This window comes from Kitasatospora sp. NPDC096204, from assembly GCF_044763205.1.
Lineage (GTDB): Bacteria > Actinomycetota > Actinomycetes > Streptomycetales > Streptomycetaceae > Kitasatospora.
This window is the reverse complement of sequence record NZ_JBIWFT010000006.1, coordinates 176,186-202,867: the sequence shown is the minus strand read 5'-3', so window position 1 is coordinate 202,867 and position 26,682 is coordinate 176,186. Positions and strand designations below refer to the sequence as shown.

General features: G+C 73.2%; 20 protein-coding genes and 1 pseudogene. 9 read left to right on the top strand and 12 right to left on the bottom strand.

The features are described from left to right. Positions 1 to 176: 176 nt before the first annotated feature. From ACIQ87_RS09100 to ACIQ87_RS09090, 3 genes are read right to left on the bottom strand one after another with little or no spacing between them, the layout of a single operon-like run. Positions 177 to 2,927, bottom strand: a complete 2,751-nt coding sequence (locus ACIQ87_RS09100; protein ID WP_402403780.1) for an alkaline phosphatase family protein — start codon at positions 2,925 to 2,927, stop codon at positions 177 to 179. Between the two features lie 4 nt (positions 2,928 to 2,931). Continuing rightward, on the bottom strand, positions 2,932 to 4,329 hold the full coding sequence (locus ACIQ87_RS09095; RefSeq protein WP_402403777.1) for an ABC transporter permease: 1,398 nt from the start codon (positions 4,327 to 4,329) through the stop codon (positions 2,932 to 2,934). Beyond that, a complete protein-coding gene (locus ACIQ87_RS09090) occupies positions 4,326 to 5,270 on the bottom strand; it encodes an ABC transporter ATP-binding protein (protein WP_402403774.1) in 945 nt (314 codons plus the stop codon). Before ACIQ87_RS09090 ends, ACIQ87_RS09095 begins: the two co-directional genes overlap by 4 nt. Before the next feature lie 283 nt (positions 5,271 to 5,553). Here ACIQ87_RS09090 and ACIQ87_RS09085 point away from each other — a divergent pair, with 283 nt between their 5' ends. The 5 genes from ACIQ87_RS09085 (at position 5,554) to ACIQ87_RS09065 (ending at position 10,924) form a co-directional block, all read left to right on the top strand. Further along, entirely contained in the window at positions 5,554 to 6,312 is a 759-nt protein-coding gene (locus tag ACIQ87_RS09085; RefSeq protein ID WP_402403772.1) for a class I SAM-dependent methyltransferase, read from the top strand. 272 nt (positions 6,313 to 6,584) lie between these two features. Next, on the top strand, positions 6,585 to 8,078 hold the full coding sequence (locus tag ACIQ87_RS09080; protein ID WP_402403770.1) for a Y4yA family PLP-dependent enzyme: 1,494 nt from the start codon (positions 6,585 to 6,587) through the stop codon (positions 8,076 to 8,078). Then, positions 8,075 to 9,409, top strand: coding sequence for a pyridoxal-phosphate dependent enzyme (locus ACIQ87_RS09075; protein ID WP_402403767.1), 1,335 nt, complete (start codon positions 8,075 to 8,077; stop codon positions 9,407 to 9,409). The genes ACIQ87_RS09080 and ACIQ87_RS09075 overlap by 4 nt, the downstream gene beginning before the upstream one ends. A 12-nt stretch (positions 9,410 to 9,421) precedes the next feature. Next, the gene (locus ACIQ87_RS09070; protein ID WP_402403765.1) at positions 9,422 to 10,609 is read left to right on the top strand and encodes an aminotransferase class V-fold PLP-dependent enzyme; all 1,188 of its coding nucleotides are present in this window, start codon (positions 9,422 to 9,424) and stop codon (positions 10,607 to 10,609) included. 114 nt (positions 10,610 to 10,723) lie between these two features. Next, positions 10,724 to 10,924: a hypothetical protein gene (locus ACIQ87_RS09065; RefSeq protein ID WP_402403762.1), complete on the top strand. Its 201-nt coding sequence runs from the start codon at positions 10,724 to 10,726 to the stop codon at positions 10,922 to 10,924. 83 nt (positions 10,925 to 11,007) lie between these two features. On the opposite strand, the gene ACIQ87_RS09060 is transcribed toward ACIQ87_RS09065, so the two are convergent. The 4 genes from ACIQ87_RS09060 to ACIQ87_RS09045 all read right to left on the bottom strand — a co-directional run bounded on the left by ACIQ87_RS09060 (position 11,008) and on the right by ACIQ87_RS09045 (position 16,057). Next, positions 11,008 to 11,853: a PIG-L family deacetylase gene (locus ACIQ87_RS09060; RefSeq protein ID WP_402403760.1), complete on the bottom strand. Its 846-nt coding sequence runs from the start codon at positions 11,851 to 11,853 to the stop codon at positions 11,008 to 11,010. 79 nt (positions 11,854 to 11,932) lie between these two features. Next, positions 11,933 to 12,592 (bottom strand): hypothetical protein, encoded by a 660-nt coding sequence (locus ACIQ87_RS09055; RefSeq protein WP_402403757.1) that lies wholly within the window; start codon positions 12,590 to 12,592, stop codon positions 11,933 to 11,935. 96 nt (positions 12,593 to 12,688) lie between these two features. After that, on the bottom strand, positions 12,689 to 13,768 hold the full coding sequence (locus tag ACIQ87_RS09050) for an inosamine-phosphate amidinotransferase 1 (protein WP_402403754.1): 1,080 nt from the start codon (positions 13,766 to 13,768) through the stop codon (positions 12,689 to 12,691). A 444-nt stretch (positions 13,769 to 14,212) separates the two neighbouring features. Further along, on the bottom strand, positions 14,213 to 16,057 hold the full coding sequence (locus ACIQ87_RS09045) for a hypothetical protein (protein WP_402403751.1): 1,845 nt from the start codon (positions 16,055 to 16,057) through the stop codon (positions 14,213 to 14,215). Between the two features lie 246 nt (positions 16,058 to 16,303). Here ACIQ87_RS09045 and ACIQ87_RS09040 point away from each other — a divergent pair, with 246 nt between their 5' ends. Genes ACIQ87_RS09040 through ACIQ87_RS09030 form a run of 3 tightly spaced genes read left to right on the top strand, consistent with a single transcriptional unit; the run spans position 16,304 to position 19,026 of the window. After that, a complete protein-coding gene (locus tag ACIQ87_RS09040; protein ID WP_402403749.1) occupies positions 16,304 to 17,239 on the top strand; it encodes an HpcH/HpaI aldolase/citrate lyase family protein in 936 nt (311 codons plus the stop codon). Positions 17,240 to 17,241: 2 nt separating this feature from the next. After that, the gene (locus ACIQ87_RS09035; RefSeq protein ID WP_402403747.1) at positions 17,242 to 18,477 is read left to right on the top strand and encodes an aminotransferase class I/II-fold pyridoxal phosphate-dependent enzyme; all 1,236 of its coding nucleotides are present in this window, start codon (positions 17,242 to 17,244) and stop codon (positions 18,475 to 18,477) included. 18 nt (positions 18,478 to 18,495) lie between these two features. Beyond that, positions 18,496 to 19,026, top strand: a complete 531-nt coding sequence (locus ACIQ87_RS09030; protein ID WP_402403745.1) for a MaoC family dehydratase — start codon at positions 18,496 to 18,498, stop codon at positions 19,024 to 19,026. A 50-nt stretch (positions 19,027 to 19,076) separates the two neighbouring features. Here ACIQ87_RS09030 and ACIQ87_RS09025 read toward each other — a convergent pair whose 3' ends face one another. Together ACIQ87_RS09025 and ACIQ87_RS09020 are read right to left on the bottom strand one after the other, a co-directional pair. Further along, positions 19,077 to 20,093, bottom strand: a complete 1,017-nt coding sequence (locus tag ACIQ87_RS09025) for a zinc-binding alcohol dehydrogenase family protein (RefSeq protein ID WP_402403742.1) — start codon at positions 20,091 to 20,093, stop codon at positions 19,077 to 19,079. A gap of 41 nt (positions 20,094 to 20,134) precedes the next feature. Further along, positions 20,135 to 21,460 (bottom strand): peptide ligase PGM1-related protein, encoded by a 1,326-nt coding sequence (locus tag ACIQ87_RS09020; protein WP_402403739.1) that lies wholly within the window; start codon positions 21,458 to 21,460, stop codon positions 20,135 to 20,137. 349 nt (positions 21,461 to 21,809) lie between these two features. Between ACIQ87_RS09020 and ACIQ87_RS09015 the strand changes: the two genes are divergently transcribed. Then, the gene (locus tag ACIQ87_RS09015) at positions 21,810 to 22,853 is read left to right on the top strand and encodes an NAD(P)-dependent alcohol dehydrogenase (protein ID WP_402403737.1); all 1,044 of its coding nucleotides are present in this window, start codon (positions 21,810 to 21,812) and stop codon (positions 22,851 to 22,853) included. Between the two features lie 183 nt (positions 22,854 to 23,036). Here the strand turns inward: ACIQ87_RS09015 and ACIQ87_RS09010 are convergent, their stop codons facing one another. The 3 genes and pseudogenes from ACIQ87_RS09010 to ACIQ87_RS09000 all read right to left on the bottom strand — a co-directional run bounded on the left by ACIQ87_RS09010 (position 23,037) and on the right by ACIQ87_RS09000 (position 26,548). Beyond that, the gene (locus ACIQ87_RS09010; protein ID WP_402403860.1) at positions 23,037 to 24,140 is read right to left on the bottom strand and encodes a chitinase; all 1,104 of its coding nucleotides are present in this window, start codon (positions 24,138 to 24,140) and stop codon (positions 23,037 to 23,039) included. A 42-nt stretch (positions 24,141 to 24,182) separates the two neighbouring features. Then, a pseudogene (locus ACIQ87_RS09005) lies at positions 24,183 to 24,746 on the bottom strand (carbohydrate binding domain-containing protein); the annotation flags it as partial. A 275-nt stretch (positions 24,747 to 25,021) separates the two neighbouring features. Beyond that, positions 25,022 to 26,548 carry an FMN-binding glutamate synthase family protein gene (locus ACIQ87_RS09000; protein WP_402403734.1) on the bottom strand — a complete coding sequence of 509 codons (1,527 nt, stop codon included), beginning with the start codon at positions 26,546 to 26,548 and terminating at the stop codon, positions 25,022 to 25,024. Positions 26,549 to 26,682 lie beyond the last annotated feature (134 nt).

Here is a 26,682-nt window from a genome sequence, read left to right as displayed (position 1 = left end):
CGGCGGAGGATCGCACCGGTCGGTGGTCCGCCGTCACCGGGCTCCGGGTCCAGCCTGGTACCGACCACCCCGGGGTGCGCGGTCCGGCTGGTCCGGGCGGGTGCGTGGAGCCGCGGGCCGGGAGCGCGCGGGCCCCGGGTCGCCAGTGCGACCCGGGGCCCTGATGCCGTACGGGATCAGCCGTCGTTCTCCGGCGACGGCAGGTAGGCGCCGGGCACGTCCTCCGGCGCGAGGACCGCGTCCTCGCCCGGGTACGGCGTGGTCCAGTTGTGCGTCTGGTACCAGACCAGGTGCTCCATCTGCGCCGGGTTGGCGTGGTCCGGCACCGCGTTCGGGCCGGTCAGCCGCTGCTGCGACTTCCAGGCGTCCCACCGGGCCGCGACGGCCTGCTCCGCCGCCGGCGGCGCGGTCGTGGCCGGCGCGGCCGCCGCCCGAAGGTCCTGCTGCCCGGGCACATCGAGGCCGCAGGAGGGCGGGGTCTTCAGGCCGTCGGTCAGCGCCGTCCGGTTGGGCACCGCGTCGAACGGGGTGTAGTCCGGCCGGTCGGTGAAGGCCGTGGTCATCGGGGTGGCCGCGCTGTCCTTCTGGTTCATCGGGTGGATCCCGAGGATCTGCTCGATGGTGCGGACCATCGTGATCTGCGAGTAGTAGCGGCTGTCCACGGCCCCGTGCTGCGCCCAGGGGCTGATGATCTGGATCGGGGCGCGGTGGCCGTCCACGTGGTCGAGGCCGGCCTGGGAGTCGTCCTCGACGACGAAGATCGCCGAGTCCTTCCAGTACTCGCTGTGGCTGATCTCGTCGATGATCCTCCCGGTGGCCAGGTCGTTGTCGGCGACCTGCGCGGCCGGGCTCGCCGGGCCTCCGGTGTGGTCGCTGGAGAGCCACAGCATGTTGAGGTCGGCCGGGCCGTTCTGCTCGAAGTCCTGCTTCCAGATCTGGTAGCGGTAGAGGTCCGGCACGTCGGTGTCGAACTTCGGGAAGCCGGGCACCGAGACGCTGTTGAGCGAGGGGATCGGCGAGGAGGACCTGAGGGCGTAGGCGCTGCCCTGCCCGGTCTCGTCCATGGTCCTGGCGTCGCAGTACAGGTTCTGCCAGGTGGCGTCGGCGGGCTTGTCCAGGAACTGGTGGAACTCGCCGAAGTCGCGGACGGTCCGGCCCGCGGCCTGCGCGCCCGTCCACAGGAAGCCGGAGCGCTGGTGGCCCAGGGCGTCGTCCTCGGTGTCGTAGCTGCGCTCGTACTCGCCGGCCGAGGACTCGGTGTACTCCGGATTGTCCGCCTGCATCAGCCAGTTGTGGCCCTCGGCGGAGTTGGTGCCGATGTCGTAGGTGTTGTCGTAGAGCCCGAACTGCTCGGCCAGCGCGTGCTGGTCGGGCGTCACCTCGGCGCCGAACTGGGCCAGCTTGGGATCGCCGTTGCCCCGGGTGACGTCGCCGAAGACCTGGTCGTAGGTCCGGTTCTCCTTGACGAGCAGGAAGACGTGCTTGATCGGCGACGGGTCGCCGATCCGCCTGGGCACCGGCTCGGCCTTCGCCTTGTGGCCGTTCGCGAGCTTGACGGCGTTGTCGGTCCAGCCGTTCTGCCGGAACACCCCGGCCGTCCGGGAGCGGATCTCCCTGTCGCTCGGCAGTGTGAAGGAGGTGAGGCTGGAGGTGGTGTCGTGGGTCTTGTGGGCGCCGGTGCCGTTGGGCCGCCGGGCGTCGATGCCACGGGCGTTGGAGACGATCACCTTGGAGCCGACGGTGGCGACCTCCGCCGGGAAGTAGTCCGTGGGCAGCAGGCCGACGTAGCTCACCGGCTCCTGCGCGCCGGCGAAGCGGTAGACGGCCACCGCGTTCGCCCGGCCGAGGGTGACCAGCAGACGGCCGTCCTCGGTGAGCGTCACCGCGGTCGGCTCGTAGCCGACGGAGGCCTCCGGCCACGGCTTGGTGGAGATGGTCTGGACGACCTTGTCGTGTGCGGTGTCGATCACCGACACCTCGTCACTCGCGGTGTCGGCGACGAACAGCACGCCGTTCTTCGCGTACAGCGCGGTCGGGTGCAGGCCGACGGGAATGGAGCCGACGGCCGCGCTCGGGGACGCGAGGTCGATCACGCTGACCGTGCCGGTGGTGGTGGCGGCGGTCGCCGGGTCGGCCGGCACCTGGGTGCCGTACGAGTTGACCGTGGTGTCCTCGGCGGTGGCCGCCCGGCCGCCCTCGTTCGAGACGTACAGCCTGCCGCCGACCAGAGCGACGGCGCGCGGCGCGTTGCCGACCGTCCAGCTCTGCCTGACCGCGCCGCTCGCCGCGTCGATCGCGACCACCCGGTTCTGCCCGTTGACCGCCGCGTACACGGTCGAGCCGTCGGCGGAGAACACCGCGCCGGAGGCCAGCGCGTGCTTGTCGCCGTCGGCCGGGATCGGCACCGCCACCGGCTTGGCCAGCGTGCCGTCGGGCTGCACGGTGAACCGGGTGTAGCCGTCCTGCTGGCCCAGCCACAGCTGCCTGCCGTCCGGCGAGTAGACCGGGGACTCCTGGCCGACCGAGCCGTTGGGGATGCGCAGTTCGTCGGCCTTGTTGGTGCCGACGCGCTGCCGCACCTTGCCGGTCCTCAGGTCCACCACGACCAGGGCCGAGTCGCCGTCGGCGACCGCGGCGGCCAGGTGGCCGCCGTCCGGGCTGACCGCGGAGCCCATGATCTTGCCGTTGTCGATGACCTGCCGGCTGCCGTACGGGGCGAGGTACTGGTCGCTGGAGATCACCAGGCCGTCGGCGGTGGTCTGGCCGACCCGGTCGGTGCCGAACTGCTGGGTGCTCGCGAAAGCGGTGCCGGTGGCCACGGCCACCGCCGTGACGCAGGCCGTGGCGAGTGCGGCCCGGCGGCCCACCCGGCGGCCGAGGAGGACCACGTGCTCGTTCCGGCTGCGTCGACGACGCGTTACCTGCATGGCGTCAGCCCTTCGTTGGGTTCGGTGCGTTCGTTGGGGAAGCGAGCAGTGCGACCTGACCGTCGAACTGCCACAGCGGGTTCGGTGCGTCCCCGGTCGGGGTGTGCACCAGGAAGTAGCCGTTCACTTCCTTCGGGCCGTCGCCGTCGGCCGTCAGCCGGCCGTCCGAGGCCACGTCGAGCTGGTAGACGGCCGTCCCCGGCGCGTCCGTCCCGGGCAGGTGCCAGGTGACCACGCAGCGCCAGTCGTTGCCCGGCCCCTCCGGGTCGACCTGGCCGTCGCCCCGCTGGCAGGCCGCGCCGGCCCGCAGCTCGGCCTCCGTCACGGCGGGGCGGTGCAGCTGTTCGGTCTGCAGCCGGTACAGGTGCGCGAACACGGTGGCGACCTCCTGCTGCACCTTCGCCTGGGAGATCCCCGAGCCGGTCGAGGGGGTGGCCGCCGCGACGGCGCCGGTGGTCAGCGCGAGCAGGCCGGCCAGCGGCAGCACCCCGTAGGAGAGCGTGCGGCGCCCCACCACCCCGTCCTCGCTGCCGGTGGTGAAGTCCCGCCGGACGAAGAGCAGGTAGGCCGCCGCGGTGGCGACCGCGGCCCAGACCAGGCTGACCGCGACGGCGACCAGCAGTTCGTCGAGCCGGCCCGGTTCGGCGAACAGCCCGTTCCAGGAGACGAAGGCGTAGCCGGGCAGGGCGAGGCGCAGGGCGACCGGCAGCGGCAGCACCTGGGCGAGCTGCATCGCGACCGCCGCCAGCGCGGGGACCAGCAGCCCCATCGGCGAGCGGCCCAGCAGGACGGAGCCGAGCAGCCCGAGCGCCGCCAGCGCCAGGGTGGGCGCCAGCGCGCAGGCCCAGGCCAGCAGGACGCTCCCGGCCGCGTCCGACGGCGCCAGCAGGTGCCCGTCCACGCCGACCAGCGGCTCGTCGCCGACCGCGGCGAGACCGCCGACCGCGCCGGAGACCGCCAGCGCGACCACCAGCAGCACGATCACGGTGACGCCGGCCAGGGCCTTCGCCGCGAAGATCCGCCGCGGCGAGCGGACCGTCACCAGCAGGTGCCGCCAGGTCCCGAGCCGGTCCTCGGCGGCGAAGACGTCACCCGCGACCACGGAGGTCAGCAGGGGCAGCGCCCAGGAGCCCGCGAAGCCCAGCACCACCAGTGGCCCGGCCCAGCCGGTGGCGTGCATCCAGCGGCCGAACAGGGTGTCGGAGGGCAGCGTGCCCTGCCGGGCGACGGCGGCGGTGAACAGCGCCGGGGCGGTCAGGCAGGCCAGCATCAGCAGTCTGGTCCGCCACTGCGAGAGCAGCTTGACCAGTTCGAAGCGGTACACCCGGGCCACCGGCACCGGGCGGGCCCCGGGTTCGGCGGCGACGACGGCCGCCGTGCGGCCGACTGCGACTGCGGTCATCGCCCGTCCTCCTGCTGCTCGGTCAGGGCCAGGAACGCCGCCTCCAGGGGCGGCACCACCGGTGCGACCCCGCGCACCCGTACGCCCGCGCGCACCAGCGCGGCCACCAGCTCCTCGACGGCCGGCCCGGACGCGCGCACCACCAGCGCCTCGACCGCGCGTCCCGTCCCGGCTCCGGCCAGGACCCGCACCCCGGCGACGCCGGCGGCCACCCGGCGCGCGGCGGCCGGGTCGGAGGTGAGCAGCCGGTGGTCGAGTTCGCGGTGCTCCGCGGCCAACTCGGCGAGCGGGCCGGAGAAGCGGACCCGCCCGGTCGCCAGGATGGTGACCTCGTCGCAGAGCGCCTCCAGGTCGTCCATCCGGTGGCTGGAGAGCACCACCGTGACGCCGTCGGCGGCGAGCCGCCGCAGCGCCCCGTGCACGTGCTGCTTGCCGGCCGGGTCCAGGCCGTTGGAGGGCTCGTCGAGGACCAGCAGCCGGGGTTCGGTGAGCAGCGCCGCGGCCAGTCCGAGCCGCTGCCGCATGCCCAGCGAGAAGCCCCGCACCCGGTCGTCGGCGACCTCGCTCAGGCCGACCTCGGCCAGCACCGCGTCGATCCGGTCGGCCCGGTCGCTCTGCCCGCGCAGCGTCGCCAGGGCGGCGAGGTTCTTCCGGGCGGTCAGCGAGGGGTAGAGCCCGGGCCCGTCCACGAAGCCGGCCACCCCGTGCGGCGCGGGCAGCGCCCGGCCGACCGGTCTGCCCAGCACCTCCAGCTCGCCGTCGTCGGCGACGGCCAGCCCGAGCAGCAGCCCGAGCAGGGTGGTCTTCCCGGCGCCGTTCGGCCCGGCCAGCCCGTGGATCCGCCCCGGTGTCAGCTCCAGCCCGATGGCGTCGAGCGCGACGACGTCGCCGAAACACTTCGTCAGTCCACGGGCGCGTACGGCAGGTTGGGTTTCCTTCATGGCTCCTTCTCGCAGTTCCCCAGGGAACCTAGGGGGTTGACCTGCCGCCGTCAGGAGCGCCCGGTTGAACACCGCTGGAACAGCAGCGGCCCGCGCTGTGGCGGTCCTGCGATCGCCTCCCGGGGTGCGGCACCTCCGGGCGCACCGAGTGGAAAGGTTCACATGAAAACGGATATCGTTTCGCTGGATCTCCCGCGCCGGACCGGTTGCGGAGCCCGGTGAACATGACAAACATGGGCGGAAGGCGAAGCCTCGAATGCGCACGGACACGGCGGGAGTCGGGATGCGAGTGGACGCCGCCCTGGCCGGCGCCTGGGTGGACCGCTGGGAGCGCCAGCAGGAGCGGTACGCGGTGGAGCGCGAGGAGCGGTTCACCGTCATCACCGACGTCCTGGAACAGACCGTCGGCCGCCGCCGGCGGCCGCTCGTCGCGGACCTCGGCAGCGGCCCCGGCTCACTGTCGGCACGGGTCGCGGCCCGCCTGCCGCACGCCGAGATCCTCGCCGTCGACATCGACCCGCTGCTGCTCGCCCTCGGCCGCGCCCGACACCCCGAGATCGCGCGCTGGGTCGAGACCCTGATCGGCCGGCCCGGCTGGATCGACGAACTCGGCCTCGACCGCCCGCTGGACGCCGTGGTGTCCACCACCGCGCTGCACTACCCGCCGCCGGACGCCCTGCTCGGGATCTACCGCGACCTCGCCGGCGTGCTGCGGCCCGGCGGCGTCCTGGTCAACGGCGACCACCTCATCCCCGAGGACCGGCCGCTCGCCGAACTCGCCCACGCGATCGGCCGCCGCCACGCCCAGCGCAAGGGCACCGGCGCCGCCGAGGACTGGTCCCAGTGGTGGGCCGCGGCCGGGCGGGTCCCCGAGTTCGCCGACCTGCTGACGGCCCGCGAGCGACAGCTGCCCCCGACCGACGGCACCGGCAACGACCTGTCGGCGGCCCGGCACGGCGAACTGCTGCGGGAGGCGGGCTTCCGCCAGGCCGGACCGGTGTGGCAGTACGGCACCAGCTCCGTGCTGGTCGCGCTGCGCTGACCCCTGCTCAGGACCCTGACGGGAAGGGCGGGTTCCGGATCGGCACAGTCTTTGCGATGGCGTGACAGAAAGCGCCCTGTCGATCACCCAGGGAAAGGGTTACCGTTGCCCGAGGTCGCCGACGCCTCCGCGGTGGGAGCCGCGCGCGGGTGTCCGACCGCCCGCGCGCCACACCGACGCGCGGACCACCGGGGGGACGAGGGCCGACACGGGGCAGCCTGTCGGCGGCTGCGGCCCCCGCACGCCGACTTCTCAGGGAGAGCTGGTTTCGCATGCGGCCCTTACCGCTGTATCTCGAACCACGACTGGAGGCCCCGCTCCGATCCCTCCTGCAGGAACGCGACCTCCTGCACACGCTGACCGACGCCCTGGGCTCCCCCCTCAACCTGCTCCTGCCCGAACAGCTCGCGGACAACCTGGCCCGCTTCCAGGCCGTCTACCGCAAGCACCACCTCACCGGCCGGATCCACTTCGCCCACAAGGCGAACCGCTCCAGCGCCCTCGTCCGCCGGCTCGCCGCCACCGACGCCGGACTGGACGTCGCCTCGCTCGCCGAACTCCAGCACGGGCTCGGGGCCGGCTGCGCACCCGACCGGATCATGGCGACCGGGCCGAAGAACCGCGAGTACCTCTGGCTGGCGGCCCGCACCGGCGTCACCGTCCACCTGGACTCCCGCGCCGAACTCGACGAGCTGGCCGACCTGGTGCGCAAGCACGCCCTGCCCCCGGTGCGCGTCATGCCGCGGCTGTCCGGCTTCCGGGCGCCGGGCGTCACCGTGCTCACCCGGCCGAGCCGGTTCGGCACCGACGTCGCCGAACTGGACGAGCTGCTCGACGCGCTGGAACGCCACCGCGACGCCGTCGAGACCACCGGCGTCGCCTACCACCTGGACACCACCGGCATCGCCGAGAAGGCCGTCGCCCTGGAAACCTGCGTCACGGTGATGAACGAGTGCCGCCGCCGCGGCCTGCACCCCCGCACCATCGACATCGGCGGCGGCTTCGGGGTCAACTACCTGGCCGACGCCGCCCAGTGGGAGCGGTACACCACCGAGCTCGCCGACGCCGTCCTGGGCCGGCGGCCCCCGCTCACCTGGCAGGGCCACGGCTACGGGCTGCGCGCCGAGTCCGGCCGGCTGCGCGGCGCCCTCGGCCTCTACCCGGCGCACCGCCCGGTGGCCGCCGAGGCCTACCTGGACGAGCTGCTCTCCCACCCCGCGCCCACCCTCGGACGGCCGCTCGGCACCCTGCTGCTGGAGAACCTGTACGACCTGGCGGTGGAGCCCGGCCGGGCGCTGGCCGACCAGTGCGGGGCGACACTCGCCCGCGTCCTGGAGGTCCGGCACACACCGGCCGGCGCGTGCCTGGTGCGGCTGGAGATGAACGCGCGGGACGTGGGCCTGGAGGAGCACGGGGTGCTGATGGACCCGCTGCTGATCCCCCGCCCCGGCACCCCGACCGCGCCCGGCGGCCCGCCCGAGGAGCCGGTCGGGGTCCACCTGATCGGCAACCTCTGCCTGGAGACCGACCTGATCACCCGCCGGACGGTCTTCCTGCCCCGCCTCCCCGCCCCCGGCGACCTGCTCGCCTTCGCCAACACCGCGGGCTACCTGATGGACTTCGGCGCCGGCGAGGCGCTGCGCCAGCCCGTCGCGCGCAAGGTCGCCGCGTACCGGCAGGACGGCGCCTGGCGGTGGCGACTGGACGAGCAGTACTGGCCCGTCGACGTGGCGGCCGCAGGACCCCGGGGGGACGGAGACGCATGAGGTACGACAGCATCACCGACGCGATCGGCAACACCCCGCTGGTCCGGATCGACCCGGCGGTCACCGGCCTGCGGCACGTCGACCTGTACGCCAAGCTGGAGCTGCTCAACCCGTTCGGCTCGGTCAAGGACCGCGCCGCCTGGAACATGACCCGCGAGGCCCTCCCCGGCGCCGTCGAGCGCGGCGATACCATCGTGGAACTGTCCAGCGGCAACACCGCCAAGGCGCTCGCGCTGATCGCCGGCATGCACGGACTGCCGTTCAGGAGCGTCACCAACCGGATGAAGGTCCCCGAGATCAAGGACCTGCTCCTGCTGCTGGGCGCGGAGATCGAGGAGCTGCCCGGCCGCACCGAGTGCCTCGACCCGACCGACACCGACGACCCGCTCACCCGCATCCACCGGATGCTCTCCGAGACCGGCTCCGGCTACCTCCACACCGACCAGTACTACAGCCGGCTCAACCTCGACGCCCACCTCACCGGCACCGGCCCCGAGATCGTCCGGGACCTCGACGGCCGCGCCCCGGAGCACTTCATCGCCTGCGTCGGCACCGCCGGCTCGTCCACCGGCGTCGCCGCCGTGCTGCGCGCCCACGACCCGAGCGTCGAGGTGGTCGGACTCGTCGCCCACAAGTCCGACTTCATCCCGGGCATCCGCACCATCGACGAGGTGCACGAGGTCGGGCTGTTCGACCCGGCCACCTACGACTCCATCGCCACCGTGACCGCCGACCAGGCCATCGACGGCATGCTCACCCTGGTGCGCCGCTGCGGCCTGCCGGCCGGCCCGACCGGCGGCGGCGCCTTCTTCGGCGCGCTGCGCCACCTGCGCACCGTGGACGCCGAACTGGCGCAGCGGGGGACGGGCGAGCGGCACACCGCCGTCTTCATCGTCTGCGACCGGGTGGAGAGCTACCTGAGCTACATCCGCCGGCGGCGTCCCGAACTGTTCAACCAGCCGGCCCGGCCGAACTCGGTGGGCACGGTGACCCCCGCCGAGCTGGCCGCCGCCCGGGTCGTCGACGTCGACGCCGCGCGGAAGTGGATCGCCGAGGAGCGCCCGCTGGTGGTCGACCTGCGCGGCCCCTTCGCCTACGCGGCGCTGCACATCGAGGGCTCGATCAACATCGTCGACGAGCTGTTCGACGAACTCCTGCACGGCGGCCTGCCGTTCGGCACCCACCAGCCGGTGCTGCTGGCCTGCCCGGTCGGCGAGAAGTCGGCCACGTACGCGGCGCTGCTCACCCGCATGGGACACCGGGACGCGCGCAGCCTGGCCGGCGGCGTCATCGCCTGGCGCGACGCGGGCGCGCCGCTGGTCCGGGACTGAGCGGAGGCGACCATGACCACCCTCAACGAACTCCGCGACTGGCACCGCGGGTTGCGGGCCCAGTTCCCCATCATCACCGGCAACCCCGAGCAGGCGTACCTGGACAGCGCGGCCACCTCGCAGAAGCCCCGGGCGGTGCTCGACACCGTCCAGCGCTACCTGACCACCGGCAACGCCAACGCCGGCCGCGGGACGTACACCTGGGCCAACGCCACCACCGCGCTGGTGGAGCGCACCCGCACCCGGGTCGCCCGCTTCCTGGGCGACCCGGCCCCGCAGCAGCGCTCCGGCGTCCACTTCGTCAGCGGCGCCACCGAGGGGCTGCGCGCGGTGGCCCTGGACTGGCTCCCCCACCACCTGCGGGACGGCGACGAGATCATCGTGCCGTTCGCCGACCACCAGGCGAACGCCCTGCCCTGGCTGGAGGCGCAGCGGCTGCTGGCCCGCCAGGGCGTGCGGATCACGGTGCACGAGCTGCCGTACGACCCGGCCTCGCACGACTACGACCACCACGCGCTGGCCGAACTCGTCACCGGGCGAACGGCGTTCGTCGCCGCCACCCATGTGCACCACGTGTACGGCGGCGACATGAACGTGCACCGCATCCGGGCCGCGGTCGGGCCCGGGGTGCCGATCTGCCTGGACGCCGCGCAGAGCGTCGGCCACCTGCCGGTCGACGTCACCGCGCTGGACGTGGACTTCGTGGTCTTCTCCGGGCACAAGGCGATGGCCCTGCCCGGCACCGGCGCGGTCTGGGCCCGCAACACCCGGGGCCCGGCCTTCGCCCCCGGCGGCTGGAGCGGCACACCCAACACCAGCGGGATCGCCGGCTTGGAGGCCGCCCTGGACTGGCTCGACGCCGCCGGGCCGGACCGCATCCGGCGGTGGAACACCGCCCTGGCCGCCCGGCTCACCGACGGGCTGCGGACCCTGGACCCGTACGAGGTGCTCGGCTGCCAGTCGAGCCTGGCCGCGGACTCCACGGTCCAACAGCGCGAGGGCATCGTCACCTTCCGGCACCGCGGGATCGGCTCCAACGACCTGGGCTTCGTCCTCGCCAGCCATGGCCTGATGGTGCGCTGCGACGGCCACTGCCAGGCGCGGGCCGGCGAGAGCGAGAGCTCGGTGCGGGTGAGCCTGCACGTCTACAACAGCCCGGAGGAGGTCGACCTGCTGCTCTCCGTCCTGCGCTCGCTCTAGGGGTGCGTCCGACGATTCGCGCCGTCACATCCGCTGGAGGTTGCGCACCAGTCCGGTCATCTTCGGTGACGGGGCGACGTTGAGCAACCACCATCCACGAAGGGAAGAGCGACCATGACCATGGAAGACGTCCGCGAGGAGTACCGGGCATGGACCCCCACCCCGCAGCTCCCGACGCTCGCCCCGTCGATCGACCGCAGCGGCCGCGCCGGCGGCGCCCTGGGTGCTTCCCCCGGCGTCGAGGCCGACGCCTTCTGGGACACCGCGTTCAAGGTGCTCAAGACGGTGGCCCCGATCGCCCTGGCGGCGCTCTGACGGGATGCGCCCACGGACACCACGTCCACGCCGTGCCGGCTGCGAGGCCCACACCTCGCAGCCGGCACACCGCTGCTCCGGGGTCAGCGCAGGCCGGCGAAGAGGTCGTTCTCGGGGACGGCCGCGCCGGTGGTGTCCTTGACCCGCACGAAGGTCTCCACGCCCATCAGTTCGGTGAACCGTTCCTTCCCCATCTTCAGGAAGAAGATGTTCTCGCCCTGGCTGGCGTGCGCGGCCAGGGCGTCGAACTTCCGGCCGCCGAACGCGGTGGTGTCCACCCAGGTGGTGATCTCCTCGTCCGGCAGGCCGATCTCCGACATGTCGGGCGTCTCGGCCGCCTCCGCCGGGTCCGGCTCCTCCCAGTCCCCGCCGAACTCCCGCATGACCTCGCCGAAGCGCTGCATCGCCGAGCGCGGCGCCGTCGTCCAGTAGACCTTCGACGCCGGCTCCTCGACCAGCTCCAGCGCCGCCATCGTGATGCGGTGGGCCTGGATGTGGTCGGGGTGGCCGTAGAACCCGTTCTCGTCGTACGTGACGACCACGTCGGGCCGGTACCGCCGCATCAGTTCGGCGAGACGGGCGGCGCCCTCCTCCACCGGCGTGCGCCAGAACGACCCGGGCTCGTCGTTGCTCGCCCAGCCCATCATCCCGGAGTCGGCGTACTCCAGCAGCTCCAGGTGAGTGACCTTCAGCACCTCGCAGCTGGCCTCCAGTTCCTGTCGGCGCATCGCGGCGACGGCCTTCGGGTCGTGCCCGGGCTCGCCCGGCTTGACCCCTCCCGGTCCGTCACCGCAGCGGCCGTCCGTACACGTGACGAGGACCGTGCGGACGCCCTCCGCCGCGTACCGGGCGAGGACACCCCCCGTCCCGGTGGCCTCGTCGTCGGGGTGGGCGTGCACCGCCATCAGCGTCAGGGGCCGGTCAGCCATGAGAATCCATCCTCCGGTGTGAAAAAGTACTCGCCCCAGTCTGCGCCACGGCGAGGGGTGGTCGCTCCCGAAATCCCGCTCACCGGCCGGGAAGCCCGCCGGCCTGCGTCACGGGCAGGCCCGCCTCGATGCGGCTCCGCAGGCGGCCACCGTGGACTCCGGGGGTGTCGAACACGCCCTGGCCGTCGGGGTCGTCGTCGGCGCCGGAGCACAGGACCTCGGGCACCAGCACCGCCTCGGCACCGACCGACGCCGGGTAGCCGGAGGCGAGGTAGGCGGGCGCCAGGACGGGGCCGTGCAGGGTGCCCTCGACCAGATCGGGCTCGAATCCGGCGGACAGCACGGTGACCCGGGCGTGCAGGTCCCCGTGGAGCATGACCAGCTTGTCGGTCATGTTGCCGACGAAGGCCTCCACGTGGACGCTGCCGCGGACCAGCAGCTTGGCGTCCCCCTCCAGGTAGACGGCGGCCGCCCGCAGGTCTCCGAGCACGATCAGCGCGGGACAGCCGTCGTCGAGGTTGAGGACGGCGCCGCTGACGTCGAGGTCGCCGTCCACGACGTAGCCGGTGCCGTACGGCTCGGTGGCGTCGAGGTCGAGGTGCCCGTCGATCGACAGGGCACCGGAGTGGACGTCGTACGACTCCTCGTAGAGGTTCTCGTACGAGGAGACGGGCAGGCCGCGGCGCTCGAAGAGAGCCACGGACTCGTCCCAACTGTGCAACGTGGTAGCGATGTTCATGGGGCGAACTCTGCCACGCGGCACTGTCAGCCGGACGCGGCCCGATCGGGACCCTGCCCCGGGTGCGAGGGCGGCGGGCCCCCTCGCCCGCGCCGGTCAGGACAGGTAGTCCTCCGGCCCGCCGTCGCGCCGGATGTCCAGGGTGACGCAGTGGAACCCGCCGCCGAGCACCCGGGAGTGCCGCAGTCGGTGCGGCAGGACGGTGATCCCGGCGTGCTCCAGCACCTTGATCAGGCCTTCCTGGCCGGACTCGACGATCGCCGTGTCCGGGGAGACCATCAGCAGGTTCATGCTGATCCAGCTCTCGCTGAGCGCGTGCTCGGGGGTGTCGCCGGAGGGCTCGGCCGGCGGGCACCACAGGACGTCCCAGCCCTTCAGCGGCTCCGGGACGGTGTCCGGGCCGATCCGCTCGGGGTTGAGCAGCACCAGCCCCGGCCGCAGCAGCGCGATGGTGCTGTCGATGTGGGTGTAGCCGTAGACGTCGCGCAGCGGGTGCAGCCGCAGGCCGCCGTCGCCGAGCAGACCGAGGGTGGACTCCAGCCACCGCAGGCCGAGTTCGTTGCCGCTGCGGGAGACCTGGTAGAACACGTCCCGGCCGAGTCGCAGCACGTTCGCGGCGTCGAAGACCGGCTCGGCCTCGCCGAGCAGCGGCAGCCCGTCCGCGTCGAACTCGAAGAGTTCGTCGCCCAGTCGCGGCCGGGGAGCGGCCAGCCAGCGCGCACCGCGGCGCAGGTAGTCCTGGAAGAGGCCGCGCAGCCCGAAGACCTCGAAGTAGCGCTGCCGCATCGGGCTCGCCACCTCGATCAGCGTCTCGCCGACCACCAGGGTGAGGTCCCGCGGGCAGTAGGAGTGGAAGCCGCCGTCGGCCTCCCAGAGCGGGGAGGAGAAACCGGCCGCGTGGTCGACCGCCTCGGGCCGGTGGACGGTGACGCCGAGGCCGCGCAGGGTGGCCACCAGCGCGTCCAGGTCCTCCTCGGTCTCCTCCACGACCTGCCGCGGGTAGGGGCCGGCCTCGATCGAGGCGAGGTCGGCGGCACTGGTCTTCGGGAAGCAGGACAGCCAGGAGGACGGCTCGCTCTGCTCGGGCAGCCGGGCGCCGACGGCGGTCCCGACCACGATCTCCCGCAGTGTGCTGAACTCGTCCCAGCTGTGGACCGGACGGGCCGAATCGGACATGGCTCTCCCTTGACACGGGTTTTGGGGAATCGTGGACGACACGGCGCACGTGACGGCTCGCAACCGCACGGCCTCGAACCGCGTCGCTGGACGGATTAATCGCCGGGCCGGCTCCGGCCGACCGCGGCGTACGGGAATTCACCGGCCTGGCAGGCGAATTCGCCTTTCGAAGGGCCGGGATCGACTGTCAAGCTACCCGGACCACCACGGCCGCGCAAGGACCGTGATCGACACCGAAAGGGCCGTCGCGACGCACCTGAGCGCGCCTCGCCCGTTGTTCGACTCCTGTTGTTCCGACGCTGATCAATACCCGTGTCACGCCCCCCGAAGCCGGTCGGCGCGAGGGCCGGCCCGAAGGCCCCGCGGCCGCCCCGGACGAAGCCCTGGACGAAGCCCCGGACGAGCGCCCGGGCGAAGGCCCCGGCCCCGCGCTCACCACCGCGCTCACCACCGCCAGGCCCGGCGGATCCGGTTCCCGCCAGCCAGGGCCAGCAGCGCCCCGCCCGCCGCGGCGACCCCGGCCACCGCCAGGTTCTGCCGCTGCGCCCGGCGCCGGTCGGCGACGGCCGCCCTGACCGAGGCCGCCAGGAAGGCCCGCTCGACCCCGGCCGTGGCCAGCTCCCCGGCCGCCACCCGCCGCATCAGCTGCTCCAACCGGCCGCCCCTGCACAGCAGTTCCGGATCCCGGTCGGAGGCCGCCCAGCCCCGGGCCGCCACCGAGAGCCTGCGCTGCTCCCCCAGCGCCTCACGCCCCTCCGCCAACCAGCCGCGCAGCCTGGGCCAGGCCTGCGGCAGCGCCTGGTGGGACAGCTCGACGGTGTCCCGGTCCACCACCACGAGCCGTGCCCGGACCAGCCGTTCCACCACCTCCGGAACCCCCGGGTCGTCGAACTCGGCCCGCCGGACCGGCTTGCGGGTTCCCTCGTCGCCGCCCGGCACCAGGGCGCCGCCCGACACCGGCCCGCCGCCGGGCTCCAGCCCCTCGGCCGGGCCCGGCACGCCACCGGCGGCCTCCTCGCCGGCACCGACCAACTCCCCGCCGAGCCGAAGGAACACCGACCGCGCTCGCGCCTGGTCGGAGGCGTCCAGTCCGTTGTACAGCGTCTCCGCCGTCCGGGCCAGCGCGCCCTCGAAGCCTCCGGTGGCCTGGAACCCGGCCAGGGTGAGCGCGTTGCCGCTGCGCCGCCGCCAGGTCTCCAGCAGCGCCGCGGACACCAGCGGGAGCGCGCCCGGCTGCTGCGCGGCGGTCGAGATGAGGACGGCCAGCAGGGCGCCCTCGACGGTACAGCCGGACCGTGCCGCCGGCTCGGTGATCGCCCGCCGCAGCTCGTCCGGCGCCGGACGCCCCACCGGCAGCATCCCGTGCCGACCGGCCGCCTCGGCCAGCGCCGGGTGCTCGGCGAGCAACGGCCCGCACTGGTCCGAGCGGAGCACCAGCACCACCCGGCAGCGGGCCGGCGCCGCCGGCGGCAGCCCGTCCGGCGTCTCGCCCGGACCGCCGGTGGCGGTCGCCACCAGCGCGTCCAGGAAGCGCGCCCGCTCGGCGGCGTCCCGGCAGCGGGTGAGCAGTTGCTCGCCCTGGTCCACCACCAGCACCGGGTCCCCGGCCGTCGCTCCCGCCGCGCCGCGCGCCGTGTCCCCGGCTCGCCGCCCGAGCCGGGCGAGGGCCAGCGCGTACGCCTCCATCGGCCGCTCACCGGGGGTCAGCAGCGCCACCGGGGCACCGTCGTCGGCCGGGGGCCGCTGTGCCCCACCCCCGGCCGCCGGTCTCCCGGGATCCGCACCGGCGGCCGGAACCCCGCCGAGCCGGGCCAGTAACCCGGCTCTGACCAGCGAGGACTTGCCCGCTCCCGACGGCCCGGAGACGATCACCAGCCGCCGTTCGGTCAGCAGGGCGATCAGCCGCCCCAGCAGCGCCTCCCGACCGAAGAACCGCTCGGCGTCGACGGCCTCGAACGCGGCCGCGCCCGGGTAGGGGGCCCGTCCGACGTCCTGGGCGCGCCGCCGGGCGGCGGTCTCGGCGGCCAGCTCGGCGGCGAGCAGCTGCCAGCGGTGCTGCCACTCCCGCACGTCCCCGCCGCAGGCCTGCACATAGGCGAGGGTGACCGCCAGACTGGGCAGCCGCCGTCCTCCCGCGGCCACCGAGAGGCTGGCCGCCGAGCAGTGGGCGCGGAGAGCCAGTTGACGGTACGGCAGACCCCCGGCGCGCTCCCTGAGGGCCCGCAGATCACCCGCGAAGCGCAGCAGCGGCCCGTCCCCGGGGTCAAGTGGACTTTCCCGACGCGGCACTACGGCCCCCTTCTCCGTTGAAGCGGTGTCCTGAAAACCTCGCGTGCCACACGTGCCACACGCGCCGCGCGTGCCTCGTGTCCATCCCCCCCGTTGATTCATCATGCACAGGACCGTCGGCGTCAAACAATGGTGCGTGCGGGTCGGTTGTTCCGAGTTGGTGTTCAATGTCCAGCCGCACGGCGCCGAACAAAGCCGGTGGGATAGAACCGGAACCCGCAGCCTTCGCTGACTTCGGAGATATCCATGAAGTTCACGCGGTACTGCCGTTCCCTCCTGTCGACACCCGCGATGGCGGTGGAGCGGTACGCCAAGAGCCATCAGTCCGGGGCCGACATCGCCATGGTCGACCTGGAGGATTCGGTCCCACCCGCCCGAAAGGAGGAGGCCCGTCGGCTCGCCGAGGAGTTCTTCACCCTCCCGTCCACCAAGCTCGCGCGCAGCGCGGTGCGCATCAACACCCTCTCCGGACCGGAGGGTCTGCGCGACCTGATCGCCATCACCCGGTACCGGGTCAAGCCGGACCTGGTGCTGATCCCGATGGCGGAGTCCGCCCGGGACATCGAGATCGCCGCCGGCGCGCTCGCCTCGGACTGCCCGGAGACGGAGTTCCTGGCCGTCGTGGAGACCCCGCTGGGCATCGAGCACGCGCCCGCCATCGCGGCCGCCGGGCACCGGCTGCGCGGACTGGTCTTCGGCTCGGCCGACTACGCCTTCGCGGTCGGCGCCCGGCTCTCCTGGGAGGCCCTGACCCACGCCCGCGGCCGGGTGGTGAACAGCGCCCGCGCCGCCGGGGTGGAGGCGATGGACGCCCCGTTCTTCGAGGTCACCGACCTCGCCGGGCTGCGCCGGGAGGCCGGGCTCGCCCGGGACTTCGGGTTCAGCGGCAAGATCGCCGTCCATCCGCGCCAGCTCGGTCTGATCAACGAGGTGTTCAGCCCGGGCGAGGAGCTGCTGGAACGTGCCCGCCGGGTGGTCGCGGCGGGCCTGGAGAACGGCCGCTCGGTCACCGTGGTGGACGGGGTGATGGTCGGCATGCCGTTCTTCGAGGCCTCGCAGCGGCTGATCGAGCAGTTCGACCCGCCCCGGCCCGAGGTCTCCCCCCACCCCCAGCACCACCCACGACAGCACCCACGGGGCCACGCGCCCACCGACACCCCGAACCACTCGACGGAGAAGTGACGATGACCGAAGAATCCATCCTCGGCCCGCGCCGGTACCGCAACGCCGAGGCCATGCTGGCCAGCGCCGACCCGGTCTGGCAGGCGGCCGCCGCCAACGGCCTGATCGGCATCACGGCGGACTCGGAGTCGAACAACCGGTTGATCGTCCGGGAGACCGGCCACGAGTTCGCCAACATGGTCTCCTGCTCGTACCTGGGCCTGAACAACCACCCCGCGCTGCTGGCCGGCGCGGTGGACGCGCTGACCGAGTCCCGCAGCACCTCGCTGGTCGTCTCCACCACCCGGATCCGGCACAACCTGCTGGTCCGGCTGGAGGAGGAGCTGGGCGAACTGTTCGGCGCCCACATCCTGCCGGGGGCGTCCTGTACCTCGCTCACCGCCGGCATCCTGCCGCTGATCGCCTCCGGTCACCTGGACGGCACCTGTCAGGGCGGCGGCGGGCCACGGGTCATGGTCTTCGACCGCTTCTGCCACTTCTGCATGGCCTACGCGAAGCCGATCTGCGCGGACGAGTCGCTGGTGCTGACCTGTCCGCACAACGACCTGAACTACCTGGAGGACATCTGCCGCAAGTACCCGCGGGTCGCCTACGTGGCCGACGGCGCGTACTCGATGGGCGGCACGGCGGCCCTCGACGGACTGCTCGAACTCCAGGACCGGTACGGGCTGTTCCTCTACATCGACGACTCCCACTCGCTGTCCATCACGGGCGAGCGCGGTGAGGGCTACGTCCGCTCCCGGCTGGAGATGAACCCGCTGACGGTGATCACCGCGAGCCTCGGCAAGGGCTTCGGCACCAGCGGCGGTGTCGCGATGCTCGGCAACCGCGAGCAGTTCGAGTTCCTGCACCGGCACGCCGGCCCGGTCGGCTGGTCGCAGAACATCCCGCTGCCGCTGGTCGGCGCCTCGCTGGCCAGCGCGGCCATCCACCGCTCCCCCGAACTGGCCGACCTCCAGGCCAAGCTGACCCGCAACATCGAGCTCTTCGACGAGCTGCTGCCGACCACCTTCGCGGGCAACGGCCTGCCGGTGCGCCGGGTCGACGTCGGGGACGCCGAGCGCGCGGTCAAGCTGTCCGCCCAGCTCTTCGAGCGCGGCTACTACAGCTCGGCGGTGTTCTTCCCGATCGTGCCCAAGGGCGAGGCCGGGCTGCGGCTGATGATGCGCGCCGACATGGACGAGCGGATGATCCGCGACTTCGCCGGCCACGTCAAGGAACTCACCGCAGACCTCTAGGACCTGGGAGCAGCCGCGATGGACACAACCGAACCCGCCGGCTACCGGCGGATCGGCGAGCGCCGCTACCGCGAGGTGGTCGGGCGCTACTACGAGGAGTTCGAGGTCGGCGAGGTGGTCGAGCACCGCCCCGGGCGGACCGTCACCGAGCTCGACAACGTGCTGATGAGCATGCTGAGCATGAACGACGCCCCGCTGCACATCGACGCCGCCTACAGCGCGCACACCCCGTGGGGGAAGCCGATCGTCTCCAGCCTGGTGACGCTGAGCATCGTCGGCGGGATGACCGCCCGTTCGACGAGCGGGCGCACCATCGCCAACCTGGGCTGGGAGAACATCCGGATGACCCACCCGGTGTTCGCCGGCGACACCCTCTACGCGGAGACCGAGACCCTCGCCAAGCGGCTCTCCAAGAGCCGCGCCGGGCAGGGCATCGTGCGCTGCCGCACCACCGGGACGAAGTCCACCGGCGAGACCGTGGTGGTGTTCGAACGCAGCTTCCTCGTCCCGCTGCGCGGCCACGGCCTGGACGAGGTCGCGGGGTACTGACGCACGAACCGGGGAGGCGGGCCGGTCGGCCCGCCTCCCCGGCACGCCGCTCAGTCCTCGCGGCGGACGTCCACCAGCACCTTGCCGACGGTCTCCCGCGCGGCCATCGCCCGGTGCGCCCCGGCCACCCCGGACAGCGGCACCGTCCGGTCGATCCGCGCCACCAGCCGTCCCTCGGCGGCGAGCCGGAACATGTGGCCGGCGACGTCCTCGAACAGCTTCCGGTCCGTCAGGACGTGCTTGAGCCAGAAGCCCTGGGCCCCCGCCGAGCGCTCGGTCAGCTCGCCCATCGTGAAGCGGTCCTCGACCCCCTCCCGCGCCCCGACCGACACCAGCCGACCGAAGGGGGCCAGCGCGGCCAGCCCGGCGCGCAGCACCGGGCCGCCGACCGAGTCGAGGAACAGGTCCAACCCGCCCGACTCCGCGAGCCGTTCGGCCAGGTCCGGGTCCGCCGGGTCGAGCACGGTGTCGGCCCCCAGCGAGCGCACGAACTCCCGCTTCTGCGGGGTGGAGGCCAGGCCGACCACCCGGCCCGCGCCCAGTTCCCTGGCCAGTTGCACCGCCAGGTGGCCGACCCCGCCCGCGGCCGCGGTCACCGCGACGGCCTCGCCCGGCCGCAGCCGGCCCGCCAGGGTCAGCGCGCCGTAGGCCGTCGCCCCCTGCTCCAGCAGCCCGAGCGCCTGCTCGTCGGCCACGTCGTCCGGCACCTCCACGGTGTGCGCCGCCTCGGGGACGGCCACCTCGGCGTACCCGCCTCCGGTGCGCAGCAGCGCGACGACCCTCCGGCCGTCCTCGCGGCGCCGCCCGACCACGTCGACGCCGAGCACCGCCGGCAGCGGGAAGCGCAGGTACTCGCCGGTGCGGCACTCCAGGTCGGCGTAGTTGAGCCCGGCCAGGGTGACGTCGACCAGCACCCGGCCGGGTCCGGCCTGCGGCTCCGGCACCGTCTCGACGCGGAGTTCCTCCGGCCCGCCGTAGCGGTGGATCACCAGCGCGCGCATCCCGCTCCCGTCCACGGTCACCTCGTCCTTCTCGTCCTTCTCGTCCTTCTCGTCCTTCTCGTTCATCCCGTCGATCTCCTCCGTCGGGTCCGGGGTCCGTTCGGGCCTCATCCGGCGAACAGCGCGAGCAGCGCGGCCTCCAGGGCGCGGACGGCCTCCGGGGTCCCGGCGATCACGCAGTACATCAGCGAGCCGTCGGCGGGCCCGAAGTCGCTGCTGAACAGCACGCCGGTGCCGGCCACCCGGTCGAAGGCCAGCCCGGCCGCGCCGGTGGCCGCCACGGCCTCGGCGAGGGACGGCGCCCGCAGGCCGCCGAGCTCCAGGATGTGGCGCGAGCCGCGGTGCTCCGCGCGCAGCAGGCGGCCGAAGAAGATGTCGAGCAGGTGGCTGGAGCCGGTGAGCCGCGCGTTGGTCTCGTGGAAGTAGATCTCGCCCTCGGGGGTCAGGACGGCGTCCGCGCTGACCGTGCCCCGGTAGCCGATCACCCGCAGCACCTCGCACAGCCGGGCGCCCTGGTCCACGAGTCCGGCCAGCACCTCCGGGGCCGGAGTGACCGGCGGGGTGATCTCCCCGACCACCACCGGCCGCATCAGCATCTCGCCGCAGCCGGCCAGCGACACGGCCGCGTCCTCGATCAGGAACTGGGCGTACAGCGGCACGGAGTCGGCGAAGTAGCGCTCCACCACCACCCGTTGGCCGCGCCCACCGGTCAGCCAGGTCCACCGCTCGGCGACGTACCCGGCGACCGCCGCCCGGTCCGGCAGCGGCACCACCCGCTCGGCACCGACCGCCTCCACCTTCTCGTCCCGGGCGAGGATCTCGTTGCCGAGGCCGCCTCCCTGGTACTCGACCTTCACCATCACGCTGTGCCCGCGCGCCAGCAGCCGCTCGATCGCGGCCTCCACCTCCACGGGCGTGCCCGCCACCAGCCCGGGCGGGATCGGCACCCCGGCGCCGGCGGCCAGCGCCCGGAACCCCGCCTTGCTGTTGACCAGGGCGTTGCCGCCCTGGGCGGCGAAGGACCAGCCGGGCATGGCGTGGGCCACGCCGAGCGCGTCCGCCAGCTCGGCGACCGCGCCGTTCGGCGAGATGGCCAGCACCTCGTCGACGGTGCGCCCGTCCAGGACGCGGCGCAGCTCGGCGCGCAAGCCCGGGTCGGCCAGGCGGTCGGTGGTGAGCACCTGGTCGCCCTGGGCCCCGGGCGGCGGCACCACGAAGGTCAGGGTGTCGGCCCGCACGCCGGTCAGCCCGGTGACGTACGCCAGGAACTCCGGGTCGGGGCCGCAGGGCAGCACCAGGACGTCGCCGTCCTCGGCCCACCAGAGCATCCGCTGTGCCGCGCACCCGGAGAAGAGCCGCTCCCGCGGCGTCATCCCGGTGAGGTCCCCGACCATCTCCTCGGTTCGGCTGTTCGCGATGCAGAGCGTCGTCATCTGGTGGACTCTCCCGGCGTTCGGCGCTGGTGCGGCTCAAGGTCCCGTGTCACACACGGCACGGGTGTGACGTGCGCTACCGGTGTAGCGCACCGGGGTTGTTCTGGTTCGGCCCTCGGTCATTGAACAAAACGCCGAACAACCGGCGGGCCCGCGACCCGCGCGGCGGGACGGACCCGCCCTTGTTCGCCACCGTCCTCGGCTACGGTGTCGCCGTACTCGCCACGGCAGCCGTCGGGCCTCCCGTGCGGCACCCGGCCACCGCCCGCCCGTGACCGGGCCCGGCCGCCACCCCGGACCCGGCCGCGGCTCCATCCGCATCCGCATCCGCAGAGAGGGACACACTCCCATGACCACCACCGTCGCCGCCTACGCCGTACCGGCCTCCAAGGCCCCGCTGGAGCGCACGACCATCGAGCGCCGCGCGGTCGGCGAGCACGACGTGCTGATCGACATCGCCTTCGTCGGCATCTGCCACTCCGACATCCACCAGGCCCGCGAGGGCTGGGGCGAGGCCACCTTCCCCATGGTGCCCGGGCACGAGATCGCCGGCGTCGTCGCCGAGGTCGGCCCCGGCGTCACGAGGTACGCCGTCGGCGACCGGGTCGGCGTCGGCTGCATGGTCGACTCCTGCCGCGTCTGCGACAACTGCCGGGCCGGCCTGGAGCAGTACTGTGCCGACGGCCCGGTGTGGACGTACAACGCCGTCGGCAAGGACGGCCTGCCCACGTACGGCGGCTACGCGAAGAACGTGGTCGTCGACGAGAACTACGTCGTCCGCATCCCCGACGCGCTGCCGCTGGACAGGGCCGCCCCGCTGATGTGCGCGGGCATCACCACCTACTCCCCGCTGCGGCACTGGAACGCCGGCCCCGGCCGGAAGGTCGCCGTCGTCGGCCTCGGCGGGCTCGGCCACATGGGCGTGCAGATCGCCCACGCGCTCGGCGCCGAGGTCACCGTGCTCTCCCAGTCCCTGCGCAAGAAGGACGACGGCCTGCGGCTGGGCGCCGACCACTACCGCGCCACCGGCGACCCGGCGACCTTCCGGGAGCTGGCCGGCACCTTCGACCTCGTCCTCAACACCGTCTCCGCGCCGCTGGACGTCGCCGCCTACTTCTCGCTGCTGCGCACCGACGGCGCCATGGTCAACCTCGGCCTCCCGGAGGAGCCGCTGCAGGTCGACCTCCGGTCGGTGTACGGCAACCGCCGCAGCATGAGCAGCTCGGGCATCGGCGGCATCGCCGAGACCCAGGAGATGCTGGACTTCTGCGCCGAGCACGGTGTGGCGGCCGAGATCGAACTGATCGGCGCCGAGCAGATCAACGACGCCTACGAGCGCGTCCTCACCAGCGACGTCCGCTACCGCTTCGTCATCGACACCGCCACCATCTGACCACGGGCCGGGAGCCGACCGCCCCGGGCTCCGGGCCGGGCGCGGCTCCGGTCGGGGACCGGGGCCGCGCCGGGAACGGTGCACCGGGGCGCGGGACTTCAGTGGGTCTCAGTGGGTCTCAGTGGGTCTCAGCGGATCTCGGCGGGATCTCGACGGGGATCCCAGCGGCCCGTCAGCGGGACGTCAACGGCCCTGGAGCCGCTTGACGTTGTCGCCGAAGCTCCAGCCCTTCGAGCCGTCCCAGTTGATCGACCAGGTCATGAGCCCCTTCAGCGAGCCGCTGAAGGCGTTCCACGACTGGCCGACCAGGCCCGGGTCCATGTAGCCGCCGCCCGCGCCGGGCTGGGCCGGCAGGCCGGGCACCTGCTTGTCGTAGGGCACCTTGACGGTGGTGCCCTGGATCGTCAGGCCGTTGTTCAGGCAGGTGGTCTGCGCGGTGAAGCCCTGGACGGTGCCGGCCTGGTAGGAGTCGCCGGAGCAGCCGTACATGCTGCCGTTGTAGTACTGCATGTTCAGCCACCACAACCGGCCGTTGTCGGCGTACTTCTTGACGATCGGCAGGTAGGCGCCCCAGATCGAGCCGTAGTTGACGCTCCCGCCGGTGACGTACGCGGTCTCGGGGGCCATCGTCAGGCCGAAGCCGGCGGGCATCTGGGCCAGCACGCCGTCGATGATGCGGATCAGGTTGGCCTGGGAGGCGGACAGCGTGTTGATGTCGCCGCTGCCGGACAGGCCGGTCTCGATGTCGATGTCGATGCCGTCGAAGTTGTACTTCTTGAGGATCGGGACGACGGTCGCGACGAACTTGTCGGCGACGGTGCCGGAGCTCAGGTCGATGCCCGCGGCGGCGCCGCCGATCGACATCAGGATCGTCGCCCCGGCCGCCTTGGCCTGGCACATCTCGGCGGGGGTCGAGACCTTGACGTTGGTGTCCATGCCGTCCTGCCACAGCACGGTGCCGTCCGAGAGGATCACCGGGAAGGCGGCGTTGATGACGTTGTAGCCGTGCGCGGCCATCCGGCTGTCCGTGATGGGCACCCAGCCCATGCCGGGGTGGACGCCGTTGGAGGCGCCGTCCCAGTTCTCCCAGTACCCCTGGAGGACCTTGCCCGAGGGCTTGGGCTTCGTGGGGCAGGTGTCGCCCGGCGGGGTGGTGGTGGGCGGCGGCGTGGTCGGCGGGGTGCTGGTGGGAGGCGGCGTGGTCGGCGGGGTGCTGGTCGGCGGCGGGGTCGTCGGCGTGGTGGCGGTCGGCGAGGGGCTGCTGCCGCCGGGGCCGGTGAGCGACACGTCGTCCGCGTAGAACGCGGGCTGCCCGTACCACCCGTGCAGGTAGACGGTCACCGAGGTGGTGTTCGCCCCGGTGGTGAAGCCCACGCTGAGCTGGCCGTACGAGGCGTTGCCCGCCGTCCAGGTGGACGGGTCGCCGCCGCTGCCGGTGGCGCCCAGGTAGACGTAGCTGCCCTGGACGTAGGCGCTCAGCGTGTACTGGGAGTTGGGCTGCACGCTGACGGTCTGGCTGCACTGGGCGGTGTCCTGGCCGGTCGGCGTGGCCTGGAGCGCGGCGGCACCGGAGTGGACCGGGCTGCCGACGGTCGCGGCGGTGCCGCCGGAGCAGGTCCAGCCGGAGAGCCCGTTCTCGAAGCCGGGGTTGGCCACCAGGTTGGGGGTGGCGGCCCCGGCCGTGACGGTGCCGGCCACGGCGAGGCCGGCCCCGATGACGGCGGCGGCGCTCACCCCGGCGAGGGCTCGGTGCAGGACGGTCGACCCGGGCCGGGCGCGGCCGGTCCGGTCCACCCGCGTCGCGCGCTCCACGGCCGCCCGCCGCGGCCGGGGCGTTCCGAGCGGCTCGCTCCCGCCCGACGGGCGCGGCGTGCGTGACCTCCGACGAAACATGCTGTGCTCCCTTTCCGCCGAGCGTCATGGACATGACCGACGCGTGGGGGCGTGACGCCCGGCTCTGGGTGAAGTGGGGGGATGTGCGGAGCAGTGCCGGACCGGATCGTAGGAGGGGCGGCAAGGCACGTCAATAGGTCTGGACCATTTGAGGTCTGGACCAATTTCCCCGGATGCTTCCGGCGGTCACGACAGGGCGCCCGCACCGATCCGTGTCGGTGCGGGCGCCCTGGAGGCCGGCCACCACGGGCCGCGGCTGTGACTCCGTCGACGCGTCAGACGGTCCGCGGGGCGGTCATCAGCGCCGTGATCTCCTCGGCGAGCTGCGGGCCGAGCTCGCCCCAGCCGTCCTTGTAGCCGTAGACCCCGGCCAGGGTGCGGGCCTCGTAGTCGCCGTTGAGGATCTCGATGTCGTCGGCGGTGATCAGCCCGGGGTGGGCGACGCCGACGGCCGACGAGACCTTCAGCAGCTCCTTGCGCAGGGTGCGCAGGTAGTTGGCGGTCCGGTCGGCCTTGGACGCCGGGTCGATGCCGCGGGCCAGCCACGGGTTCTGGGTGGCGATGCCGGTGGGGCACTTGTCGGTGTGGCACTTCTGCGCCTGGATGCAGCCGATCGACAGCATCGCCTCACGGGCCACGTTGATCATGTCGGCGCCGAGGGCGAAGGCCACCGCGGCGTTCTCGGGCAGCCCGAGCTTGCCCGAGCCGATGAAGGTCAGGTCGTCGGTCAGCCCCAGCTCGGCGAAGGTGCCGTAGACCCGGGAGAAGCCCATCCGGAACGGCAGCGACACCGAGTCGGCGAACGTCCGCGGCGCCGCCCCGGTGCCGCCCTCGCCGCCGTCGATCGTCACGAAGTCGACCCCGCGGTCACCGCGCGCCATCAGGGCGGCCAGCTCCTGCCAGAAGCCCGTCTCCCCCACCGCGCTCTTCACCCCGACCGGCAGGCCGGTCTCGGCGGCGAGCAGCTCGACGAAGTCGAGCATCGAGTCGACGTCGCCGAACGCGGTGTGCCGCGACGGGGAGGCGCAGTCCTCGCCGACCGGGATGCCGCGGATCCCGGCGATCTCCGGGGTCACCTTCGCGCCCGGAAGCATCCCGCCCAGCCCGGGCTTGGCGCCCTGGGAGAGCTTGATCTCTATCGCCTTGACCGGGGCCCCGGCGACCACCTCCTTCAGCTTGTCCAGGTTGAAGCTGCCGTCCTGGTTGCGGCAGCCGAAGTACGCCGTGCCGAGCTGGAGGACGAGGTCGCCGCCGTTGCGGTGGTGCGGGGAGAGGCCGCCCTCGCCGGTGTTGTGCATCGTGCCCGCCAGCGCGGCCCCCTTGTTGAGCGCCGTGATGGCCGCGCCGGAGAGCGAGCCGAAGCTCATCGCGGAGATGTTCACCACGCTCGCCGGACGGAACGCCTTGGCGCGCCCGCGCGGCCCGCCCAGCACCTTGGCCGAGGGCAGCGGGGCCTGCGGGTCGTGGGTGTCGGGCAGCGCGCCGGCGAAGGTGCGCTGCTTCAGGTAGGCGTGGCCCTGGACGTGCTCGACGTCGACCTCGGTCCCGAACCCGAAGTAGTTGTTCTCCTCCTTCGCCGACGCGTAGATCCAGGTGCGCTGGTCACGGCTGAAGGGGCGCTCCTCCTCGTTGGAGGTCACGATGTACTGCCGCAGCTCCGGCCCGATCCGCTCCAGCAGGTACCGGGCGTGCCCGACCACCGGGAAGTTCCGGAGCAGCGCATGCCTCTTCTGGACGAGGTCGCGGGCAGCCAGGACCGCCACCGCTGACGCGGCGACCGCGCCGATCTTCCGGGCTTGCATGGACGTTCCTCCTCGGTGTCGGACGGCGGGCACGCGGGCTCGCGGGCGTCGGCGTCCGTCGAACAGTGCCAAATGATGTTAAGAGGCCCCGTCGAAGGGTCGGCGGTCAGGGGCCGCACCGGGCGGCCCGGACA

What these genes read in the sequence shown, in the direction of transcription:
- ACIQ87_RS09100 (WP_402403780.1), bottom strand. Translation starts at nt 2,927, where the DNA reads ATGCAGGTAACGCGTCGTCGACGCAGCCGGAACGAGCACGTGGTCCTC.
- ACIQ87_RS09095 (WP_402403777.1), bottom strand. Translation starts at nt 4,329, where the DNA reads ATGACCGCAGTCGCAGTCGGCCGCACGGCGGCCGTCGTCGCCGCCGAA.
- ACIQ87_RS09090 (WP_402403774.1), bottom strand. Translation starts at nt 5,270, where the DNA reads ATGAAGGAAACCCAACCTGCCGTACGCGCCCGTGGACTGACGAAGTGT.
- ACIQ87_RS09085 (WP_402403772.1), top strand. Translation starts at nt 5,554, where the DNA reads ATGCGAGTGGACGCCGCCCTGGCCGGCGCCTGGGTGGACCGCTGGGAG.
- ACIQ87_RS09080 (WP_402403770.1), top strand. Translation starts at nt 6,585, where the DNA reads ATGCGGCCCTTACCGCTGTATCTCGAACCACGACTGGAGGCCCCGCTC.
- ACIQ87_RS09075 (WP_402403767.1), top strand. Translation starts at nt 8,075, where the DNA reads ATGAGGTACGACAGCATCACCGACGCGATCGGCAACACCCCGCTGGTC.
- ACIQ87_RS09070 (WP_402403765.1), top strand. Translation starts at nt 9,422, where the DNA reads ATGACCACCCTCAACGAACTCCGCGACTGGCACCGCGGGTTGCGGGCC.
- ACIQ87_RS09065 (WP_402403762.1), top strand. Translation starts at nt 10,724, where the DNA reads ATGACCATGGAAGACGTCCGCGAGGAGTACCGGGCATGGACCCCCACC.
- ACIQ87_RS09060 (WP_402403760.1), bottom strand. Translation starts at nt 11,853, where the DNA reads ATGGCTGACCGGCCCCTGACGCTGATGGCGGTGCACGCCCACCCCGAC.
- ACIQ87_RS09055 (WP_402403757.1), bottom strand. Translation starts at nt 12,592, where the DNA reads ATGAACATCGCTACCACGTTGCACAGTTGGGACGAGTCCGTGGCTCTC.
- ACIQ87_RS09050 (WP_402403754.1), bottom strand. Translation starts at nt 13,768, where the DNA reads ATGTCCGATTCGGCCCGTCCGGTCCACAGCTGGGACGAGTTCAGCACA.
- ACIQ87_RS09040 (WP_402403749.1), top strand. Translation starts at nt 16,304, where the DNA reads ATGAAGTTCACGCGGTACTGCCGTTCCCTCCTGTCGACACCCGCGATG.
- ACIQ87_RS09035 (WP_402403747.1), top strand. Translation starts at nt 17,242, where the DNA reads ATGACCGAAGAATCCATCCTCGGCCCGCGCCGGTACCGCAACGCCGAG.
- ACIQ87_RS09030 (WP_402403745.1), top strand. Translation starts at nt 18,496, where the DNA reads ATGGACACAACCGAACCCGCCGGCTACCGGCGGATCGGCGAGCGCCGC.
- ACIQ87_RS09025 (WP_402403742.1), bottom strand. Translation starts at nt 20,093, where the DNA reads ATGAACGAGAAGGACGAGAAGGACGAGAAGGACGAGAAGGACGAGGTG.
- ACIQ87_RS09020 (WP_402403739.1), bottom strand. Translation starts at nt 21,460, where the DNA reads ATGACGACGCTCTGCATCGCGAACAGCCGAACCGAGGAGATGGTCGGG.
- ACIQ87_RS09015 (WP_402403737.1), top strand. Translation starts at nt 21,810, where the DNA reads ATGACCACCACCGTCGCCGCCTACGCCGTACCGGCCTCCAAGGCCCCG.
- ACIQ87_RS09000 (WP_402403734.1), bottom strand. Translation starts at nt 26,548, where the DNA reads ATGCAAGCCCGGAAGATCGGCGCGGTCGCCGCGTCAGCGGTGGCGGTC.